10 protein-coding genes and 2 pseudogenes are annotated in these 21,370 nt (G+C 40.0%); all 12 read left to right on the top strand.

All coding sequences use genetic code 11. The annotated features are described in order from the left end of the window. Window positions 1–82: 82 nt before the first annotated feature. The 12 genes and pseudogenes from QE382_RS23170 (at window position 83) to QE382_RS23115 (ending at window position 20,974) form a co-directional block, all read left to right on the top strand. The gene (locus QE382_RS23170) at window positions 83–2,053 is read left to right on the top strand and encodes a hypothetical protein (protein ID WP_307187942.1); all 1,971 of its coding nucleotides are present in this window, start codon (window positions 83–85) and stop codon (window positions 2,051–2,053) included. 174 nt (window positions 2,054–2,227) lie between these two features. Beyond that, a complete protein-coding gene (locus QE382_RS23165) occupies window positions 2,228–3,028 on the top strand; it encodes a tyrosine-protein phosphatase (RefSeq protein WP_307187941.1) in 801 nt (266 codons plus the stop codon). Between the two features lie 275 nt (window positions 3,029–3,303). Next, window positions 3,304–4,887, top strand: a complete 1,584-nt coding sequence (locus tag QE382_RS23160; RefSeq protein ID WP_307187940.1) for a DUF3843 family protein — start codon at window positions 3,304–3,306, stop codon at window positions 4,885–4,887. Window positions 4,888–5,181: 294 nt separating this feature from the next. Further along, on the top strand, window positions 5,182–5,736 hold the full coding sequence (locus QE382_RS23155; protein ID WP_293887532.1) for an RNA polymerase sigma factor: 555 nt from the start codon (window positions 5,182–5,184) through the stop codon (window positions 5,734–5,736). Between the two features lie 56 nt (window positions 5,737–5,792). Further along, the gene (locus tag QE382_RS23150) at window positions 5,793–6,752 is read left to right on the top strand and encodes a FecR family protein (protein ID WP_307187939.1); all 960 of its coding nucleotides are present in this window, start codon (window positions 5,793–5,795) and stop codon (window positions 6,750–6,752) included. A 3-nt stretch (window positions 6,753–6,755) separates the two neighbouring features. After that, complete coding sequence (locus QE382_RS23145; protein WP_307187938.1) at window positions 6,756–10,094, top strand: SusC/RagA family TonB-linked outer membrane protein; 3,339 nt, start codon at window positions 6,756–6,758, stop codon at window positions 10,092–10,094. Between the two features lie 23 nt (window positions 10,095–10,117). Beyond that, window positions 10,118–11,641 (top strand): SusD/RagB family nutrient-binding outer membrane lipoprotein, encoded by a 1,524-nt coding sequence (locus QE382_RS23140; protein WP_307187937.1) that lies wholly within the window; start codon window positions 10,118–10,120, stop codon window positions 11,639–11,641. 141 nt (window positions 11,642–11,782) lie between these two features. Beyond that, window positions 11,783–14,260, top strand: a complete 2,478-nt coding sequence (locus tag QE382_RS23135) for a phosphocholine-specific phospholipase C (protein ID WP_307187936.1) — start codon at window positions 11,783–11,785, stop codon at window positions 14,258–14,260. A 191-nt stretch (window positions 14,261–14,451) separates the two neighbouring features. Continuing rightward, window positions 14,452–15,438, top strand: coding sequence for a LacI family DNA-binding transcriptional regulator (locus QE382_RS23130; protein WP_307187935.1), 987 nt, complete (start codon window positions 14,452–14,454; stop codon window positions 15,436–15,438). 147 nt (window positions 15,439–15,585) lie between these two features. Next, a pseudogene (locus QE382_RS23125) lies at window positions 15,586–17,935 on the top strand (GH92 family glycosyl hydrolase). A 13-nt stretch (window positions 17,936–17,948) separates the two neighbouring features. Beyond that, a complete protein-coding gene (locus QE382_RS23120; protein WP_307187934.1) occupies window positions 17,949–18,668 on the top strand; it encodes a basic secretory protein-like protein in 720 nt (239 codons plus the stop codon). Window positions 18,669–18,678: 10 nt separating this feature from the next. Beyond that, window positions 18,679–20,974: pseudogene (locus tag QE382_RS23115) on the top strand (GH92 family glycosyl hydrolase). Window positions 20,975–21,370 lie beyond the last annotated feature (396 nt).

Raw genomic sequence — 21,370 nt, 5'->3', positions numbered from 1 at the left:
ATAGGGTGAAAACCGAGACGTGCTTAGCGCATAAACTGCAAATGAACAACAAGTCCGGTTCAGCTGAAAAATTATTTATAAGATGAAATCAAAATTTATATTAGTTGCATTCGCCTGTTTGTCCTTCGGGGCAAGTGTTCAGGCGCAGGACCTAATCAAACAGGTCCCCGAAGATGTAGAATTGGTTGCTGCTTTCAACCTGAAAGATATTGTACAGAAAGCAAATGCGAACAAACTGAACGAGTTACTTCAAAAAGCGGGTTTTTTTGAAAAAGCTGGTATTTCTGCGAACAATGATATCAAAAATTTAGGCGTCGACCTTTCTAAGCCTGCTTATTTTTATACCAGGAAAACTGATAGTATTAGTTTTACGGAATTCTTATTTTCTTTGAACAATAAGGGGCAATTTGAACAATTGCTCCATGCAGCCGGTGAACCAAAAGCATTTTCAAATGGCTACAGCAGCGTCAGTCTCAAAGCGGGCAGCATGTTGGTCTATAACGATCATATTGCTCGATTTATTTCGGCGACGGCAAATCCAACTTTTTTCGACAATGATTCAATCGCTGGTCGGTATGGTATTAAGAAGGTAGACTATATCGCACGGCCGGCCGATGACGAGGACGCCTGGGCAGATACTACAGTGGTGGCAATGGATTCCGCAGCGGTCGTGTGGGATGAGGCTGTAAAGCTTCCTGAGCAGGTATCGCCTCCTGTTGCTATCGATGTAGAACCGGATACCGTTGAATTAGCTGCTGCAGAAATTCAGCCGCCGGTAGTGGATGTTGTTGGGAGTGAAGAAGTTGAAATGCATGACCCGAGTTACTATGATTCACTTTATACAGCATATGAAGATCAAAATCGAAAAAATGATTCTATCCGCAATGGCTTACTTGAAAAGTGGTTGTTGAACGAAGCTACCCGGTTGCTTGCTGGTAATTATAAGTCCCTATCAAGTGCTGATCAGGAGAAAGTTCAGAAAAACATGGGACTTATTCGCTTGTATGTTCCCCATGTAGAGGATCTTTATCGTGGCCTTACTCCGTATACCTCACTTCCTTATTATTATATGGGAATTAAGCTGGATAAGTTCAAAACCGGATATCAAGATGGTATATTGGATTTTGCGCAAGAAGGAAGTGTGCTGAAATTAAAAGGTTCTGTTGGATTGGATAAAGGGCTTGCTGAGATGACCAAAAGAATGTATGCCCGAAAACCTAATTCGAAGTTCAGTAAATATTTAACGGATAAAACCTTAGGTTTTTTTAATGTGAATATTAATTCGGAAGCTTATCTGACAGAAATGCCGGCCTATATGGCAAAGTATTATGGTGGTTTGCTGGGTCCGCAACAGGATGTTTTAGAATGGGGTCTGATGGCACTCGAAATAGCACTAGATGAAAAGGCGATTGCTCAAGTAATGCCGGGCGACCATCTTGTAGTGGTTAATGGCCTTCGTAAATTCAAGAAAGACTATATCGATTATACCTATGACGATGATTACAATGCAACAGAAGTGAAAAAGACCAAAGAAGAAACACTTCCTGTATTTATTTGGATGTTTACATCAAAGGATCAACGCTTGATCAAAAAGGGTTTAGAAATGGCTGTTTCAAAACATGTTGGCCAAGTCCACGATGGTATTTATGCATTTTCGACCAAGAAAAATATGGATGTTCCAATGTATGTTCTTCTAAAGGAGGATTTGGTTATGGTCAGCAATGATTCACTGTCTTTAAATGACATCCGTCAAAATAAGATGAGTGGTCCAACAAACAAAGATTTCGTCAAGCTGATGAAGCAAAATAAGATGTCGGCTGCGATGGATTTAAAAAAGCTGCCTGATATGTTAAAGGAAATGGGTGTTTCACCAGGGAAACAATGGGAAGAAATGTTGACGCAACTCAATCAATATGGCAGTACTGCAATTACTTCTAAAGGAATTGTAGGCAACCGCGCTGAAGTTGAAATGTCTACAAGACTACCACAGACAAGCGATGGCGCCATCAGTTATTTAATGGATCAAATTATCATAGAATTAAATAAAAAGTAACTAAAAGGCGGTCAAAACAAATTTATTGCACTATTGTTTTGATTGCTTTTGTAATATTATGGTTATATTTTCATAATGTTAAAATATTATTAAGTCTTTTTGGCTTGTTTATGGTACATTTGATATTTAACAAACTACTTTAATAGACAAACTAAACGATTTATACAGCACAGTATGGGGATATTTTCAAAACTGTTTGGGAACAAAACTCAGGATTCAAAGGTAAAAGTTGTGGGAAAATTGGCCTTCTTGGAAGTGGATATGCACAACCATATTCTACCTGGAATAGACGATGGAAGTCAATCTATTGAGCAATCCTTGACACTGTTGAAAGGACTTGGAAGGATGGGCTTTGAGAAATATGTTTGCACACCACATATTATGGATGGTGTACATCCAAATTCAATTCGTACGATTGAAGCGGCTAAGGACAAGCTGTTAGCTGGCATGAAGGGGCTTCCCAATATGCCGGAAATCCATTCAGCTGCAGAGCATATGATTGATGATGGTATTGTAAACCTCATCCAATCCAATGAGTTATGTGTGATGCCAGGTGGTTATGTATTGATTGAGATGTCTTATTTACAAGAATCCAAAGCGCTATTTCAAACGATATTGGATATACAAAATCTAGGTTATCAACCTATATTGGCACATCCAGAACGTTATAACTACTATCATTACAACTTCAACATGTATAAGCAGATCAAGGATGCAGGGTGCATGTTACAGCTTAATTTGCTCTCGATTAGTCGTTATTATGGTGTTGAAGTGAAATCGACAGCCTTGACGATGATTAAATCTGGGATGTACGATTTTGTAGGAACAGATGTACATCACGAACGTCATTTGGCTGCCTTGGAGGATGTGGTGGCCAAATATCCTGTACGCGATTTATTGAAAACATGCACTATTTTGAATCCCACGTTGCAAGATCATTTTGGTAGTAGTAAGAATGTGATTGCCACAGGGTAACTTACAGATTCCTTTTAATAAAAAAGAGAGATATCTATTTGGGTATCTCTTTTTTTATTTGTGGCAATTCTGTTCTTCTAACTTGTATAGGTTCTTCAATTACGTTATTTGTAAGTATCTGAGCATACTATGGTCGTCAATTACCCCTCGGATGATAAAGTGTATTTTGTTGTTTGCACTAGATTTTGAAGCAGTCAACAATTTTAATTGATGTTTATATCTGCCCGTATGGATATTTCGAAAATTTGGCTACTTTTGGTTTTAGCATTTTTCATATGAGAGGAAACAGAATTTTTATTCAAGACTGGATAGCACACCATACTTATCAAAAAACCAACGAAATAGATAGTTATTACTTACGCGTTGCAAATGAAATCAATGATAGTTTATCGACACTATGGTTTGAGGAGCAAGAAACAAATGATCTTATCCATACAGATGCTTTAAAAACATTGAGTATCTATTTGACCTGTTACTTAGAAGATGTTATCGCAAAAACAGGAATTTTTTCTGCATTTAGAACAATCCATACGGAACTGTATAATCAACTTTTACCTTTCTATACGGATGATGCCTTGACAGATTATTACACCGAAGATATTAATAGCGAAGATATTGCTGTATTGACTTGGTTGTTTTTCAGCGAACGTAATCCACATCTGTTTATCGATCCACGTGGACGTTTGATTCAGTTGATTACCGATTTGGCCTATTCAATTTTGGAAGAGCATTATGAGGTTGCGCCTGAAAATGAGAAGTTAAAGCTAGAATATGTTTTGGACGAAGGAGCGAGTTATTTTGACGTCCGTAATTTTATAGAGAAACTCGTTGCTACAAATTATCTGACAGCGGGCGAATATAATACCAATCTAAATCATTTGATGCAAGTTGCTGAGATTGGACGATATCAACACGACCAGAATCAATTACAACAGATGATCTATCGTGTTCGAGACAACCACTTCAATAATTATAGACTACATTTGTTTGCGTTGAAAGCATCTGAATTTGTCGCTGAGGTGGTGGGAAAGGAACATGCACTATACCGTATTGTCCAAACGCTGGGTAACCGCATCAATAGCTTTTTTGAATATGTAAAGACGGACGAGCTGTATGTGCATGTAAAGCATATCGGTACAAAAACTCCGTTTAAAATCTTTAAGGACTCCATACAGCAATTTGTTGAGCCTACAGAAACGTTATCTTTCTATATGGAAATTGTACCATGGAAAGATGCCTGGAACTTGTCTGGAATCATGACCGTGGTTAGCCCAGAAGAAGTAAATTTTGATTTACCTGAACAGTATGAGATGACGTATCGTATTGAGGCATTGAATGGAAAGGATAAGAGCTTGAAGAAAACTGAAAAGCAGCTGAAAGATATGGGTAAATTATTCCAAGCAGAGCATAAGGCAGCAGTTGTGTTTATGGAAGGAAAGGAAGGAAAGGAATTTGCGACTGATTTTTTTAAGAAATATCAGCACAAATATCCAAGCAAAGAAGAGTCCCCGCTTCCTGAATCAAATCTGGATCTTACGGAGGATGCTAAAGTCACCGTTTTCTTTAATCCTAAAACTGGTTTGGAAGTATTCGGCGGCATAGAAGAATTTTTCCCATTGGATAATAACAATTTTGTGGAGAAAGACAACCAAAATGAAGTGCCTTACGCTCGGTATTTCTTGAATCTTTTGGTTGAAGATTTCTTTCCAAGCGAGCTACCTAAGTATTATGTTAATCTATTTAAGGCAGAGGTGGATAAGCAATTTTTCTTTCCTGTGAACGATAAGGTACTTGATTTCTTCCTTCGTTTCTATAAACGCGGGACTTACTTCTTAGGACCATTTCCGTTGCTAAAATAGCTTGCGTAGTCTACTATAAAATTACAGGACCATAACAAAAGTCTCTTTGCTTATTGCAAGGAGACTTTTTTATTTCCAGCTTATTCCAGGATGTAGAACGTGGCGAGATTCGGTGATCACAGTATTGTTAATGGAGCTCCAATTACCCATTGTGTTATTTTAATGTGAATTCATTATAATTAATGTGTTATTACTTGTGAAACTGTGATTTATAGGTCGTATATGATGTGCGTCTCATGGTATATTTTAAAAAATTCTCACTAAACTTGTAGGATCAATTATAAGTGATGAAGAATGCCTATTGAAAATAATAATGTCCTGGATTTTAAAACATTCTTTTTGCTGTACAAGGATAAAGTGTATAAATATGCTTATTTACACCTGAAAGAAGAAGCCGCTGCCGCAGATTTAGTCCAGGAAACATTCTCCCGAATTTGGAAAAAATGGGCGGAATTAGATGGAAATAAAAATCCGCAGTCTTATCTCTATACGATTGCCCGGAACCTTGTGTTTGACGAACTGCGGAAACAAAAGATCAGATTCCAATTTCAGGCTACAGATATCGATCAGACCAAATTGGTAGACAATTCGAATGAGGAAGCAATTCGGTTTAAAGATTTGGAGCGAATTTATCGTGAAGCCATTTCAAAACTCCCAAAATCGCGACTCGAAATCTTTTTGTTAAGTAAAGAAGAGTTTTTGGATAATCAGGAAATTGCAGATAGGCTTGGGATTTCCGTCAATACCGTCCGTGATCAATTGGTTAAGGGCAACAAGTTTGTTCGGCAATATATTCTTGATCATTTTGAGATTTCAATAGCCCTATTGATTTTTTTAAGAATCTTTTAGAACCGCATCGTCTTTCGGTCATCTAGGTACGTATATGTATTTAAAGATGGGCATAGATGATGAATTCCAAAATAGCTGCTTTATATAAAAAATTCCTTAAGGGAGAACTTAGTCCCAAGGAAAATGCCATATTTCTTGATTTACTGACTTCTTGTGACAAGGATGAACTTCCGGATGTCGAGGAAGTCGTTGCGCTGGACAATCGCGATTGTGAACTAAATAAAACGACTTCAGAGGATATCTTCTTTACGATTACAGGTACGGCATTGACTCCGCGCTTAATACCTATTTCGAAAAGACGTTGGTCTGTCATTTCTGCCGCTGCGTGTTTACTGTTAATCGGTCTTGCTGGCCTCTTCGAATTTAAATTTAAGGGCCAAAAAGAGATTAATCAAGTTTCTGCAATTGTTCATTTTTCCAATCCGACAAAATTTGTTAAGCAGCTTGTATTGCCCGATGGTACACATGTTTCTCTTCGGCAAGGTGCACATATTGAATTGTTGTCAGATTTTGATACAGACAGTTTACGTCGGATCAAGCTTTCGGGGGAAGCTTTTTTTGAGGTAGCAAAGAATGCTAAACAACCTTTTGTAATCGCCAGTTCCGGCGACTTTGATGTACGCGTATTAGGCACCGCATTTAATTTAAATTGTTCTGAAGGAAGTAGCAGTCTCGTGTTGAATCATGGTAAAGTCCGCGTTTCGCGCGATGGGCAGTATTCATTTGTTACCCCTGGCCAAAAAGTTGCCTATGATATGCGACAAAGGCAATTTGATGTTGCCAAAGCGGACACCAGCACCGCATCAAATTGGAAGAGTGATCTCTTGTCATTTGATCAAGTTCCACTCATGCAGATCGTAGCCGATCTAAATAATCTTTATCCAGATAGTCATCTTGAATTAATCGATTCTTTCCGGACTGAAAGTTATACGGGTTATCTACCTGCCAGTGATTTAGAAAAATCGCTCAAGATGCTCAATACCGCATTTAATCAAACAATTATCCATAAAAAGTAATTTATGAAAAGGACCAATTACTATCTAAAACTTATGGGAAGTGCACTGCTTTTTCAGTCGCTCGCACTTCATACCATGGCCTCACAATTTTCTACCAGTGAAGGAATCGGGAAAATCCTAACACGAATGGAACAGAAATTCAACGTCAAATTTGGTTATGATGCTTCGATCTCGAACCAAAAGATCAATGAAGTCGCTGACCTTGATAAATTGAAAAAGGAGCAAATCGTTCAATTTATACAGACCATTTCGGACGGAAATCTTGAGGTCAAAAAGATTGATGAGAAGCTTTATGTGATCTCTAGGAAAACTGGCAGCGATACTAAGGTGAAAAACGATAAGCCAGTTTCTAACGCCGCCAAAGAGATCCGAGGAAAGGTTGTCGATCAAGAAACGGGACAGCCTATCGCTGGTGTGACCGTACGGGTCAAAGGCGGTATACAAGTAACAACGACCGATCAGCAAGGCACTTTTCGATTTGTTAATGTGGCAGACGATGCAATTTTATTGGTTTCCTATATTGGTTATCAGACAAGCGAAGTCTCCGTTTCAAATGCTGAAGTTATTAAATTAGGCAAATCGTCCGAAGAGCTTGGTGAAGTTGTTGTAACGGCACTGGGGATAAAGAGAGAACAAAAGGCTCTAGGTTATGCAACACAAAGCATCAAAGGTGATGATCTGACGCGGGTAAAAGGGGTTGATGTAGGAACCACATTGACCGGACGTATTTCAGGTGTCCGTGTTTTGAATATTACGGAGTTTAACAGTACACCTCAAATCCAAGTGAGGGGATTAACACCTATTTTGGTGATCGATGGGGTTGCCTATGAAAATCTTACCCTACGTGATGTTCCAGTAGATAATATCGAAGATATGAACGTGCTGAAAGGAGCAACCGCAACGGCCTTGTATGGTAGTATGGGGGCTGGTGGCGCCATTATGATCACGACAAAAAAGGGACTTGCGGAAAAAGGAACGGAGATATCCGTCAATAGCAATAACATGTTTTTTTCGGGTTATCTAGCCTTGCCGGAAGTACAACATGGGTACTCTTCAGGTGAAGGGGGAAAGTTTAATAATGATGATTATGTGTGGGGAGATAAACTGGATATTGGGCGTTCAGCCAAGCAATGGAATCCACAGACAAAACAACTGGAAGAGATGGAGTTGCTTTCCCGTGGCAAGGACAACTTTAAGAATTTCCTTGAACCGGGATTTATATCCAACAATTCCGTCAGTTTTACCAATCAGCGTGAACACGGAAGTATTAGAACATCGATAAATCATATTTATAACAAAGGGCAATATCCAAACCAAAAGCTGAATATGACAAATATGTCTGTTGCTGGGCAGACTAAGATTAGCGAAAAAGTTGATATAGAAACGCGCCTTGCCTATAACCGTCGTTCAGCAACAAGTAATTTTGGCGCAGGATATAATGATCAGGGATACATTTATAATATTCTCGTGTGGACTGGGCCTGAGTATAATTTACAGGATTACAAAGATTATTGGTTGATTAAAGATCAATCTCAAAATTGGATGTATAAAGCTTGGTATGATAATCCCTATTTAACGGCCTATGAGAAAGTTACCCCTGAGCTGGTCAATAAAATGAACGCTGCCTTGACCTTAAATTATAAGGTTTCTGATTGGGGGAAACTTATGGTGCGTACAGGATACGATTATTATGGACAAAGACGAGAGCAACGCAATCCAATGGGCATTTATGGTACGAGGGGTGGATATTCAGGCTTTGACAGTAAAGGAAAGTATTGGATGCAAAATCAGGATGGCTTTAGTACTACAAATGACGTAATCTTTACAGCGAAAAAGAAAGTCGGTGATTTTGGCTTCGACGGATTATTGGGTGGCGCAATTTTTTATCGACGTGACAATGCTGTTACAGCAGCGACAGTCAATGGCTTGTCGATACCAGGATTTTACTCGCTTCGAAACTCAATTGACCCAGTGTCGACTATCGAAAGTAAAACAAAGGAAATGGTCAACAGTACCTATGGACGACTTTCTATCTCCTGGCGTAATGCTGTTTTTGTAGAAGCGACCGGTCGTAACGATTGGTCTTCGGCTTTATCCAAAGAACAACGTTCTTATTTTTATCCTTCTGTTTCAAGTAGTGTTGTCGTAAGTGATTTATTAGCGAATAAACCTACTTGGTTGGATATGTTCAAGGTCCGTGGGTCTTGGGCGGTCACTAAGACGGTTCCAGTTCCATATGAAATAAATCAGGCCTTTTCAATTAGCAACAATGTTTGGGATGGATTGCCAACGGCTTCTTATCCGAATTCAATCAAGGACTATTCCATATCACCTACGCAGCGTGATTTGACGGAGTTTGGTTTTGATTTTGGTTTATGGAAAAATCGATTCTATGGTAATTATACCCGTTATTATCGTCTGTTACATAATGTAACGACTTATGCGACCATTTCGGGCTCATCAGGCTTTACGTCGCGGTTAATCAATACACAAGAAGAGAAAATGACGAAAGGTCATGAAATCACTTTGGGTACTGCTGCAATCAAAAAAGAAAACTTTCAATGGGATATTATTTTAAATATGTCTCAAAATCTGGAATTCTATCACAAGCTTGATCCTGTATATTCTGCCGACGCATTATATGTTAAAAAAGGAGCTAGAACAGACTATATTACCGTAAAGGATTGGGAGCTCTCTCCTGATGGGCAAATCGTTAACAATGCCTCCGGTATGCCGATATCTGCAAAATATGCTGCTCAGTTGTACGGTTATACTGCACCGAAATGGTTCGGTGGTTTGACAAATCAATTTCGTTATAAAGACTTCTCGCTTTCTTTGAGTGTTGACGGGCGAATAAAAGGAATGTCTTATTCAGGCATGAACGCCCGTTTATGGCAGACAGGGGCTCACCCGGATTCGGATAATCCTTATCGCTATGAAGAGGTTGTTAATGGAAACAAAACGTTTGTTGCTCCTGGTGTTAAGATCGTTTCTGGGGGAGTTACCTATGACAAATATGGTCAGATTGCTGAAGACACGCGTGTGTTTGCGCCAAATGACAAAGTGGTCTCTTATGAAACCTATTGGAAATCGGCGTATTCAGGTAGACGAAATTATTGGGATGAGACATTTATCAAACTGCGGGAGCTATCGCTCAATTACCGCGTCCCTGAGAAATTAGCCTCTAAATTCAAAGCGAAACGTGCCAGTGTCGGTGTTACTGGACAGAATTTGCTTCTTTGGACAAAGGAATATCGTTTTTCCGATCCCGATGTAGGTTCAGAAGATTTGAACTCACCATCGATGCGTTACATAGGTTTTAATTTAAATGTAACTTTCTAAAAACCAGTAAAATTAAGATGAAAATGAAAAAATTGTGTATATATATCGCCATGGGGAGTTTAATCTCATTAGCGAGTTGTTCAAAATTTGATGAGATAAACACGAATCCTGAAACTCCTGTACAAGTGAATTCTTCCATGCTAGCGACGCGTATTATTCTGAATTTGGCAAATCAGCCGACACAAAAATCATTTATGCAGCCCTATTTGTTAACGAAGGAGATTGCATGGACGGAATTGGTTGAGGGGTATCAATATAATGGATTCGGTGAAGGAGGTATATCAATGAACGCAATCAATGATGCTCACTTCATGGGACAGTATGCTGCAACAGATGTGTTGGCAAATTCCTACAATGGGTTAATGTATTTTGCCAGAGCTGTGAAATTTTATGAGGCGACAATGAGTGTAGGTGATGTGCCTTACAAAGAAGCTTTAAAAGGGGAATCAGACAAAACATATTTTCCAAAATATGATACTCAAAAAGAGGTCTTTTTGGGCATACTTAACGAGCTAGAGAAAGCGGACCAGCTCTTTGCAAGCGGAGCAAAATTTGCGGGCGATCCCTTGTACGGCGGAGACATAACAAAATGGAGAAAGCTCGTCAACAGTTTTGCGTTAAATGTACTGATTCAACTGAGCAAGAAGGAAGCTGATGCAGACTTAAATTTAAAGGGACGATTTCAATCGATTCTATCGAACAAGCCTATATTCACTGCGAATGCGGATAATTTTCAGTTAGTACGCTCAGATAAAAGTGGTCAAACCTATCCTTTTTACAAAATCAGTAATAGTTTTGTTATTTATCCCGTTGTGTCTACGGAGATTATCGATCGTTTGAAGCAATATCAAGATAGACGGCTATTTTTCTATGCAAATCCGTCAGCTTTACAAATTGCCAATGGCAAACAAGCGAGTGATTTCAATGCGTATGTTGGTATTGATCCATCCTTGGCGTTTGGCGATATTGCGGACTTGAAGAAGAAAAACGATTATTCTAAATTAAATGACCGCTATACCGAGCTCGTAAGTGGCGAACCAACACAACAATATAGCTATGCGCATCTATGTTTTGTAGTTGCTGAAGCAGCTGCAAGAGGATGGGTTACAGAGTCTTCAGTCAATTGGTATAAAAAAGGCATTGAAGCAGCGATGAAATTCATTGCGGACAACACCCCAAATACGAGCCAATACACACACAATATGCCTTTGGATGGGGCCTATATTGCCAGTGCTATTGATTCTTATGGGAATCAATTCCCTACAGCTAAAGAAGGACAGATTGAGGCAATTATGACGCAAAAGTATTTAGCTAGCTTCTTGCAAGGACGAATAAATCCTTACTATGATTATCGTCGTACAGGTTATCCAAAATGGAAAATCAACCCCGCATCCAGTTTAAATGCCGATGATCCAACCAAAATACCTGTTCGTTGGCGTTATCCAGCCAGTGAGTATAACTATAACGGACAAAATCTGGATGAAGCACTAGCCCGCCAATTCGGGGGTAAGGATGAAATAAACCAATTGATGTGGCTTTTGAAATAGACCATTTGTAAAAACAATCCCCGTAGATGAGATCAACCGTTTGCGGGGATTGTTTGTTAAAAACGTTACATAAAAAAAGGTGGCGAATGAATATATTCGCTGCAGACCATTGAATTCAGTAAAGAGACTACAAATTTATTTATGGATAGCAGAAGAGATTTTATAAAGAAGGCATCCTTTTTAGCCGGAGCTTTTGGTTTGCAAAGTGTCATGCCAGATGCGATACAGCGTGCCCTGGCAATTGAACCTGTAGCAGGAAGTACCTTTTTAGATGCCGAACATATTGTCTTATTAATGCAAGAGAATCGTTCTTTTGACCATAGTTTTGGAACACTTCGTGGGGTTCGTGGATTTAATGATCCACGGGCGATTAAACTGCCTGATGGCAATCCCGTATGGCTGCAGTCGTCGGCTGCGGGTAAGACCTATTCGCCGTTTCGACTGGATATCAAAAATTCAAATGCTGCCTGGACCGGGAATCTACCACATTCCTGGGAAAATCAGATGGCAGCCCGTAATCAGGGAAAACATGATAACTGGATCGAAGCGAAGCGTCCAGGAGGAAAGGTCCTGAAAGAGATTCCTTTGACGATGGGTTATTATACGCGTGAGGATATTCCTTTTTATTATGCATTAGCTGATGCCTTTACCATCTGTGACCAGCACTTCTGTTCCTCTATCACAGGTACAACAACCAATAGGCATTTCTTCTGGACTGGGACCTGTGTGCCACATAAAGGGGCGAAGCCATTGGTGCGGAATTCAGATATCTATTTTAACCGTTGGGCGCACTGGAAGACTTTTCCTGAGCGTTTGGAGGAAGCGGGGATCTCCTGGAAAGTCTACCAGAATGAAGTGAGCATAGAAAGTGGCTTAGACGGTGAGGATCTGTTGGGAAATTTTACAGACAATAATTTGGAATGGTTTGCGCAATATCATATTGAATTCAAGCAAAGCCATCTTGATTTTATGCGGAAACGTGTCGCGGAATTACCAGCGGAGATTCAAGAACTTGAGAAAGCATTAGCGAATAATACTACCGAGAGCGTACAAAAAACGCGGAATAAACTCAAGCAGAAGCAGGAACAGCTGAATAGCTACCAAAAACATTTGGCACGTCTTACGGAGCATGCTTTTCAGCAGCTTCCTGAAGAGCAGCGTGCTTTGCATGAACGTGCATTTCAAACGAATGAGGGGGACCCCTTCTATCGGGAGACAAGCGTGGTGACACATGAGGGTGAAAAGATTACCGTTCCTAAGGGCGATGTACTCCACCAATTTAGACATGATGTGAAGTCAGGGAAGTTACCTGCCGTGTCGTGGCTTGTAGCACCACAAAGCTTTTCAGATCATCCGAGCGCGCCCATGTATGGAGCTTGGTATGTGTCGGAGCTATTGAATATTTTGACAGAAAATCCGGAAATCTGGAAGAAGACCATTTTTATTTTGAACTATGATGAGAACGATGGTTACTTTGATCATATTCCTCCTTTTGTAGCACCTAATCCAGCAGATAGTCGTTCTGGAAAAACTTCTCCGGAATTAGATTATAGTGGAGAATATGTGAGTTTAGCACAGGAGCTTGCCGATGGTGAAGAAAAAGATAATGCAACGGAGGGCCCAGTGGGGCTTGGTTACCGCGTCCCTTTGATTGTGGCTTCCCCTTGGTCTAAAGGCGGATGGGTCAATTCGGAAATCTGTGATATCACGTCGACGATTCAATTTATGGAGCATTTTTTCGAGAAAAAGTTGGGTAAGCAGGTTAAAGAGGAAAATATAAGCTCTTGGCGCCGGGCCATTACAGGTGACTTGACATCGGTATTTCGGAAAGCTGAAGGATCGAATACAGTTGATTTGCCTTTCCTCGATCGGAATCAGCAGATCTATGCGATTGATCAGGCGAAATCGAAACCACTACCCAATAATTTTCACGTTTGGTCGAAAGAGGATGCCGCAGGATTGCGGTCTAAAGGTCATTCCACTTTACTGGCAAGACAGGAGAAAGGTCAGAAAAACTCCAGCGCACTCGCTTACGAGCTTTATGTCAAAGACTCTTTTGCTAAGGAACACAATCAGATTCATCTGACACTAGAAGTTGGCAATAAGGTATTTGGTAGTAAATCGCTAAACAGTCCATTTAATGTCTATAGTGGACCGAGCTATAAGGAAGGTGTGAAATTTTGGCCATTTGCAGTTGTCGCGGGTCAGGAACTAAGCTTTGACTGGAATCTTGCCGATTTTAAAGATGGGCATTACGATCTGACCGTATATGGCCCAAATGGGTTTATGCGGGGATTTAAAGGACAGGAGGAGCCATTGTCTGTTCAAGCAACTTATGAAATCGGGAGGAAAGGACACTTAACGGGCAATCTTGTATTGGAGGTTCGTAATCACGGGAAAAAATCATTCCGTGTACATGTAGAAGATAATGCTTATAGTACATGGAAGAAATCGATAGTACTTGTTGCCGGTAAATCTACGAAGTGGATTGTAGAATCTCATAAAATTCATGGGTGGTATGATATTACGGTACATGCTGAGAATACCAAATTTGTGCGTCAGTTTGCGGGTCGTGTGGAAACGGGCAATCATTCGAAAACTGATCCACAATTGGGATAATCTTTTGCCAATTTACAGGTAGTTAAAAATATCTTTTGGGATAAAGAAGACTTTGTTTTTTATTCGTCATCAGTCTAATTCTTTTGTATAGTAAAGAGCGGAATGTTAATTTATTGTCTGCTATCAGTTGTAATTTCCGATATGTTCATATTTATTTTCTAATTTCACTTTAATTTTATGAAAATGCTTTTATGGCCAAATCAATTAAAGAAATTGCACAGGAACTCAATGTTTCTAAATCCACTGTTTCATTAGTCATTAATCACAAAGCCGAGCGAGCTCGCATTAGCAAGGAATTGGAAAGCCGCGTACTTGCATATGTTGAAAAAGTTGGTTATAAGCCTAATGCGCTTGCAAAGAGTTTAGCAACAGGGCGATCAAATACCATTGGTCTTATCGTGGAAAATATTGGGGATTCTTTTTTTGGGCCATTTGCTTTGTATGTAGAGGAATTATTCCGAAAAAAAGGGTATCACGTCCTCTACAGTAGTACCCTTGGAGATTCACAAAATGCGCGGGATATCATCGATTCGATGTTGGAAAAGAAAGTGGAGGGTATTATTTTGGCTCCGACAGTAGATCTGGAAGCATATCAGCGCAAAATATTGGAACATAGGGTTCCACTAGTAGTTTTTGATAGAAATTCTCCAGCGGTGGAGACCCACTATGTGCACATTGATAATGACGTTAGTGCAAAAAAAGCCTGCGATCATTTGAAATCTATCGGTTGCCAAGATTTTGGATTAGTAACCATCGATTCCGATCAGCCGCAAATGTTGGCGCGTAAAGGTGCCTATTTGGATTTTTGTGATACCTACGGTATAGAGCCTCGTATCCTGCAATTACCCTATCAAGAACTGAAGAAAAAGGGAACGCATATGTTGAAAAATTGGGCCGCGAAGCAGGCTGGATTAGATGGTCTCTTTTTTACGACAAATTATCTGTGTATCCTCGGGTTGAAAGCACTGCGGCCAGCGGATGAAAATCACTATTCCTTCCCGATGCTTTCTTTTGATGATCATGAGTTGTTTGATATTTTAAACCCCAAAATTTCCTGTATACAACAGCCATTAGAACCTCTGGCTAAAACATGTGTGAAAGTTTTGTTGAAGGAGATAGAACAGGGGATATCAGCTCCTAAAGAATATATTATTTCAACCAAATTGATCCGGAGGTAGCATAGGGCAATAGCTCGATTTATAACTGTCGTATTGTAAAAATCATAAGACCTTCCGGCTCAATTCCGGAGGTTTATTTTGATTTAGTATTCTTTTTTATATCTTTACTAATACGTTTTAGTAGAAATAATTTATATATCCTAAATAATGAATAAATCTTTAAGCCTTTTTCTGGGTTCATTATTGTCTTTTGGTTTGTTTTGCGCAAAACCGGTTTTGGCTCAGAAATTTAGAGGACAGCAAATGGATGCTGTCGATCTTGTTAATCCATTAATGGGTACCGAATCCAAATTTGAGTTGTCCAATGGAAATACCTATCCCTCAATCGCGCGGCCTTGGGGAATGAATATGTGGACTCCGCAAACGGGGAAAAATGGTGATGGATGGCAGTATCAATATACCGCTGATAAGATCCGCGGTTTGAAACAAACCCACCAACCATCGCCCTGGATGAATGATTATGGCGTCTTTTCTATTATGCCAGTGACGGGAAAGCCTGTCTTTGATCAAGATGAGCGCGCGAGCTGGTTTTCACATAAAGCTGAGATCGTAAAACCTTATTATTATTCGGTCTATCTGGCAGATCACGATGTCACTGCGGAAATGACGCCAACAGAACGAGCAGCTATGTTTAGGATTTCGTTTAATAAGACAGACGACGCTTACATCGTGTTGGACGCGTATGAAAAGGGGTCTGAAGTTCAGATTATCCCCGAAAAAAATATGATCGTTGGCTATTCATCAAAATACGCCCGTGGTCCACTGCCCGCGAATTTCAAGAATTATTTTGTTTTGGTTTTCGATCAACCGTTTGCAAATGTTGCTACTTGGGAAGGGAAAGAGAAAAAGGATGGCCAGCTCCAGATCAAAGGTGACCACACTGGCGCTATTGTTGGATTTAAGGTAAAGGATAAAACGAAACCCGTTCAGGTGAAAGTTGCCTCGTCCTTTATCAGTGCCGAACAAGCTTTATTAAACTTAAATGAGTTGGGGGACAAGTCGTTTGATCAAGTTAAAGAAGATGGACGTCAGATCTGGAATTCCACGTTAGGGAAAATTAAAGTTGAAGGCGATGATATTGATCAATTGCGTACATTTTATTCGACGATGTATCGGACATTATTTTTTTCCGAACAAACTGTATGAAATTAATGCGCAGGGTAAAGCTGTACACTACAGTCCGTATAATGGAAAAACACTTCCGGGCTATTTGTTTGGAGGAACTGGATTTTGGGATACCTTTAGAGCATTGTATCCGTTCTTAAACTTGATGTATCCTTCTATCAATAAGGAAATGCAGGAAGGCCTGCTAAATGCTTACTTGGAGGGAGGTTTCCTTCCTGAGTGGAGCAGTCCAGGATATGCTGATATCATGGTAGGAAATAACTCTGCTTCGGTAGTGTCAGATGCTTACATGAAGGGATTACGTGGTTATGACATCAATACGTTATACGAAGCGTTGCAGCATGGAGCCAATAACGAGGGACCAATGAGTGCCGTTGGTAGAAAGGGTGTTGATTACTATAATAGCTTGGGTTATGTGCCCTATGACGTTAAAATCAATGAAAATGCGGCACGTACCTTGGAATATGCCTACGACGATTTTACAATTTATCAATTAGCAAAAGCGTTGAACCGTCCGAAAGCTGAAATTGATCTCTATGCGAAGCGTGCACAGAACTACAGGAACCTGTTCGATCCATCGACCAATCTTATGCGTGGAAAAAATAAAGATGGAAAATTCCAGACTCCTTTTAATCCATTGAAATGGGGGGATGCGTTTACAGAAGGAAACAGCTGGCATTATTCGTGGAGTGTGTTCCATGATGTTCAGGGACTGATTGACTTAATGGGTGGAGAAAAAACATTTGTGAGCATGTTGGATTCGGTATTTGTTCAGTCTCCAGATTTTGATGATAGCTATTATGGGGGTATTATCCATGAAATTCGCGAAATGCAAGTGGCCAATATGGGGCAGTACGCGCATGGTAATCAGCCAATTCAACATATGCCGTATCTTTACAATTATGCTGGTCAACCTTGGAAAACGCAATATTGGGTGCGTCAGGTGATGGACAGAATGTACAAACCAACGCCTGATGGCTATTGTGGTGATGAAGATAATGGTCAAACCTCAGCATGGTATGTTTTTTCAGCTTTAGGATTTTATCCGGTTTGTCCAGCGACCGATGAATATGTGCTCGGAGCGCCATTATTTAAAAAGGCGACTTTAGCGTTTGAAAATGGTAAGACATTGACCATTAATGCTCCTAAAAACTCGAGTGAAAATGTATATGTAAATGCACTACAGATGAACGGTAAGGAGTATGGGAAAAACTGGTTAAGTCACAAAGCTTTGCATGAAGGTGGGACACTACATTTTGATATGGCGGCAAAACCTAACTATACGAGGGGAGCGTCCAAAAATGCTGCGCCATATTCAATGACCACAGATTTGCAATTAAATAATAAGGTGAAAACCAACAAAAAGAAATAATCACTGTGCTATTATGAACTTAAAAAACTTAAAAGTCGCTGCTATCCTATTTGGATTGTTGTATTCAAGTGGGATTTTCGCGCAGGACAACTGGAAGCATACTGAAAATGACCGTAAGGTTGCGGTGGATGTGGATAGTATCAGCAAAGGTGGCTTTACATTGATTTGGATTAATAAGGACAAAGGTTTTAGTCCATCGTTAAAAGATCGACTCATTTCGGCTTATTTTGAAAACTACCCCAAACTAGCGAAGAAGTATAATAAAAAGACTATAAAAAAGGTCTCTTTTGTTATTGATCCGGACTATAAAGGTGTAGCAGCGACCGCGGGTGGGATTGTTCGTTATAGTCCAGCCTGGTTTGCTAAAAATCCAGGGGATATTGACGTGGTTACCCATGAGGTCATGCATATTGTCCAAGCATACCCCGATGGGGCGGGCCCGTGGTGGATTACGGAGGGGATAGCCGATTTTGTTCGATTTGATGATGGCCTAGATAATGCAGGGGCAAACTGGAAGCTGCCAGATTATAACGAAAAGCAGAAATACACCGATTCTTATCGTGTTACTGCTAGATTTCTCTATTGGATCAATACGCATGTAAAAAAAGACTTTGTTAAAAAATTGGATGCGGCAATGCGTAGCAAAAGCTATAACGATTCATTCTGGAAAGCACAAACTGGAAAGACGATCGATGAGCTTTGGACGGATTACAGTAAAAATCCTAAAATATAATTCATAAGTGATGAATATAAAACGTTTGGCTTTTTGGGGATTACTTAGTATTCCATTTGTATTAAAGGCCCAGGAAACTAAGTTAGTCCAGTACGTTAAACCGCTTATTGGTACGGCGCGGATGGGCCATACGTTTCCGGGCGCTACAGTTCCTTTTGGTGCTGTACAGTTAAGCCCGGATACGGATACGCTATCTTATGCTGTGAATGGTCGCTATAATGGTGATGTTTATAAATATTGTGCCGGCTATCAGTATGATGATCCTACGATTGTGGGATTCAGTCATACGCATTTTAGTGGTACCGGTCACTCCGATCTTGGCGATATACAGGTTATGCCTACCCAAGGTAAAGTTCAGTTAAATCCAGGTACAGCTGATCGTCCGCAAGATGGTTATCGATCACCATATAGCCATGCGAACGAATTGGCCGAAGCCAATTATTACCGTGTTTTACTGGATAAACATCAGATTAAAGCAGAGTTGACGACGACCACGCGAGTGGGCATACATCGGTATACTTTCAACCAGTCCGATGCGTCACATCTAATTGTTGATTTAACTGCGGGGATCTATAATTACGAAGGTAAAAATGTTTGGACTGTTGTTAAAGTACTGAACGATTCTACGTTAGTTGGATACCGTCAGACAAACGGTTGGTCCAGAACCCGTACAGTGTACTTTGCCATAAAGACATCAAAAGCTTTTAAGAATTATGGTGCCAAGTATGAAGATGGCAAACCTGTCTATAATGGTTTCTGGCGTAAGTTTGACCAACAAAACAATTTCCCTGACCTTGCAGCGCACAATATTAAGCTACACTTGGATTTTGATACAAAAGCACAAGAGTCCATCTTGCTGAAAGTAGCTTTAAGTCCAGTAAGTATGAAGAATGCATTGGCTAATATGGAGGAGGAGGCTCCCGACTGGAATTTTGATGGTTACGTGAAGAAAGGTCAAGAAGCTTGGGAAAAGCAGTTGCATAAGATAGAAGCTGAAATGTTGAACAAGGAAGACCTAGTCAATTTTTATACAGCCATGTATCATGCAAGCTTAATGCCGACAGTCTATATGGATACTAATGGTGAATATAAAGGGTTGGATCAGGAGGTGCATCGCGCCAAAGGATTTACGAATTATACCTCATTTTCTTTATGGGATACATTTAGGGCCTTTCATCCCCTGTTGAATCTAATAAACCCGTCTCGCAATGCAGATATTGTAGCATCCATGCTGGCTCATTATGACCAGAGTGTATTGAAGATGTTGCCCATCTGGTCGCATTATGCGAATGACAACTGGTGCATGAGCGGCTATCATTCGGTGTCTGTTATTGTTGATGCCATACTTAAGGGCGTCTATAAAGGTGATGCGGAAGCGGCGTTAGCGGCGTGCGTTCAAACAGCAAATACGCGTCAATATGAGGGGATCGGTGCTTATATTGACAAGGGATATGTTCCTGCTGATGTGTCGGGTACATCTGTTTCTAATACATTGGAATATGCGTATGACGATTGGTGTATCGCGCAATTGGCAAAAAAATTAGGAAAGGAAGATATATACACGACTTTTTCCAAAAGAGCTGAAAGCTGGAAATCACTTTATGATCCCGCTATTGGATTTATGCGGCCCAAGGATTCAGCGGGTAAATTTCAGGAGAAATTTGATGTGCTGGATACACATGGACAGGGATTTATTGAAGGTAATTCATGGAATTACAGCCTGTATGTACCGCATCAGCCTACCGAAATGATGACAGTCATGGGAGGTAAACAGCGCTTAGAGACTTATTTGGATTCTCTTTTTACAATGGAATTACCGGATAAGTATTTTGAGCATACAGAGGATATTACGCGAGATGGTATTATCGGAAATTACGTGCACGGAAATGAGCCTTCCCCACCATGTGGCTTATTTATACAACATCACCAAGAATCCTTGGAAAACTCAAGCACGTGTCAGACAAATCATCCGAAATCAGTACCATAATGGTCATGCGGGATTAGGTGGTAATGACGACTGTGGACAGATGTCGGCCTGGTATCTATTTACTGCACTAGGTTTTTATCCGGTGGCGCCTGGGGAAGATAGTTATTGGATTGGCAGTCCTCTTGTAAAATCGGCGAAGGTTAATTTTGAAAATGGACGTAGTCTTTCTATAGTTGCCCATAATCAGTCTGAAAGGAATATTTACGTTAAATCCGTTTCTTTAAATGGGCGAAGATTAGCTGATCTGCGACTACCTTATAGTAGCATTATAGATGGCGGTGAATTAGTCTACGAGATGAGTAGTAAACCGAATAGATAAGAGTAAAAGATAAAATTCTATAATGCACACCCCTCCTTTACGAGGGGTTTTTTATTTTCCCTGCGGTCTGAAAGGATAGTGCTATCCACTTACTAGCCATTTAAGTACGAAACTGTCCATTCGTTTTTTGATTCATTTGCGGAATGACGTTACAATTTGAAAAAAAATTAATTGTATCTGTCATTTTAGCAAAATCATATTTTATTAATGTAAAAAACCAGTTTTTGAGCTATAAATTGCTTAATGTTAATTACTAAACCAGTTTAGCAAACAGAAAAAATAACGCATAAAGTTTTTTTTTCTCATTTTTCTATATATCTTCATTATAACCAAGTGAGATAAGTGTAGACCAATTAAGCAAACCGATCCGTTTTAACATTCCATTATGTTGTGTTA

The organism is Sphingobacterium zeae, assembly GCF_030818895.1.
In the GTDB taxonomy this organism is placed as follows: domain Bacteria; phylum Bacteroidota; class Bacteroidia; order Sphingobacteriales; family Sphingobacteriaceae; genus Sphingobacterium; species Sphingobacterium zeae.
The sequence above is the reverse complement of the archived record's forward strand: the minus strand, read 5'-3'. Positions and strand labels throughout refer to the sequence as shown.

What these genes read in the sequence shown, in the direction of transcription:
- QE382_RS23155 (WP_293887532.1), top strand. Translation starts at nt 5,182, where the DNA reads ATGCCTATTGAAAATAATAATGTCCTGGATTTTAAAACATTCTTTTTG.
- QE382_RS23135 (WP_307187936.1), top strand. Translation starts at nt 11,783, where the DNA reads ATGGATAGCAGAAGAGATTTTATAAAGAAGGCATCCTTTTTAGCCGGA.
- QE382_RS23170 (WP_307187942.1), top strand. Translation starts at nt 83, where the DNA reads ATGAAATCAAAATTTATATTAGTTGCATTCGCCTGTTTGTCCTTCGGG.
- QE382_RS23140 (WP_307187937.1), top strand. Translation starts at nt 10,118, where the DNA reads ATGAAAAAATTGTGTATATATATCGCCATGGGGAGTTTAATCTCATTA.
- QE382_RS23150 (WP_307187939.1), top strand. Translation starts at nt 5,793, where the DNA reads ATGATGAATTCCAAAATAGCTGCTTTATATAAAAAATTCCTTAAGGGA.
- QE382_RS23130 (WP_307187935.1), top strand. Translation starts at nt 14,452, where the DNA reads ATGGCCAAATCAATTAAAGAAATTGCACAGGAACTCAATGTTTCTAAA.
- QE382_RS23165 (WP_307187941.1), top strand. Translation starts at nt 2,228, where the DNA reads ATGGGGATATTTTCAAAACTGTTTGGGAACAAAACTCAGGATTCAAAG.
- QE382_RS23145 (WP_307187938.1), top strand. Translation starts at nt 6,756, where the DNA reads ATGAAAAGGACCAATTACTATCTAAAACTTATGGGAAGTGCACTGCTT.
- QE382_RS23120 (WP_307187934.1), top strand. Translation starts at nt 17,949, where the DNA reads ATGAACTTAAAAAACTTAAAAGTCGCTGCTATCCTATTTGGATTGTTG.
- QE382_RS23160 (WP_307187940.1), top strand. Translation starts at nt 3,304, where the DNA reads ATGAGAGGAAACAGAATTTTTATTCAAGACTGGATAGCACACCATACT.